This window comes from Bacillota bacterium, from assembly GCA_033549065.1.
Taxonomy (GTDB): Bacteria; Bacillota; Dethiobacteria; order DTU022; family DTU022; genus JAWSUE01.
Map to the genome: position 1 here is coordinate 1 of JAWSUE010000038.1, position 843 is coordinate 843.

Here is an 843-nt window from a genome sequence, read left to right on the forward strand (position 1 = left end):
GTATCATACAGGACCATCGCTTCTTTTAAAGGATTAATTCCCTCTCTTGGCATTCTCATTTCAAGATGTGTCCTGTACCTTTCCCCGGTCACTATTACACAGGAAATATCATGGAATTCTGCATGCCCTTTCAATTCATCAAACCGCCCGGTTGTTCCCAGTTTTTCCATCTGGTCGGGGGAGGGAAGCCCATCAACAATTACCATAAGGTCAATATCACTCTTGTCCGTATCTTCACCCCTTGCAACAGAACCAAATACAAATACAGAACTGATAGAATCCTTCAATACTGTTTTCAACAGGTCAGTATACCGTTTTGCCGTATCTATTTTAATAGAATTCATAAGAATTTATCTAACCCGGAGGTACATAGCACTGCAGGGTCAGGGTGCATGCCAGATCGTTCTGTCTTTTTCCAGCAGTTATAATTTTTATTAAACCCCGCAGCATTTTTTATATTTTTTACCGCTTCCGCAGGGGCAGGGTTCATTCCTTCCAATCTTTTTTCCACCCATTCCCCCCTTTGCTTCGTTTACAGACCCCTTAAAAAGAAAATAATGCCTGGCAAGCCTGTCCACATAGTCCTTATCCTTTATTACTTCCTCAAACAATTCCAAAAAATGATTTGCATATTCTGTCTGCCGGCAGCTTATTTCTAAAATTGGACGTGTCATCATCTTTATCATATCCGAATCCGCCGCCGCCCCCATCCACTTTTTATAGAATTTCGGGGATTCCCAGCCATAATTGATAGTAGCAAGAATATCCTCAGGCGAATCATCGGAAACCACATTAATAAAAACACGTCTGCAGTCACAATTTCAGTAGTTAGCTAATTTTTCC

The 843-nt window shown here is 41.2% G+C and carries 2 protein-coding genes; both read right to left on the reverse strand.

What is annotated here, in order from left to right:
• A partial coding sequence (locus SCJ97_11600; GenBank protein ID MDW7740672.1) for a nucleotidyltransferase domain-containing protein occupies positions 1-344 on the reverse strand: 344 nt, incomplete at its 3' end.
• A gap of 90 nt (positions 345-434) precedes the next feature.
• Positions 435-617: an SEC-C metal-binding domain-containing protein gene (locus tag SCJ97_11605; protein ID MDW7740673.1), complete on the reverse strand. Its 183-nt coding sequence runs from the start codon at positions 615-617 to the stop codon at positions 435-437.
• Positions 618-843: the final 226 nt, after the last annotated feature.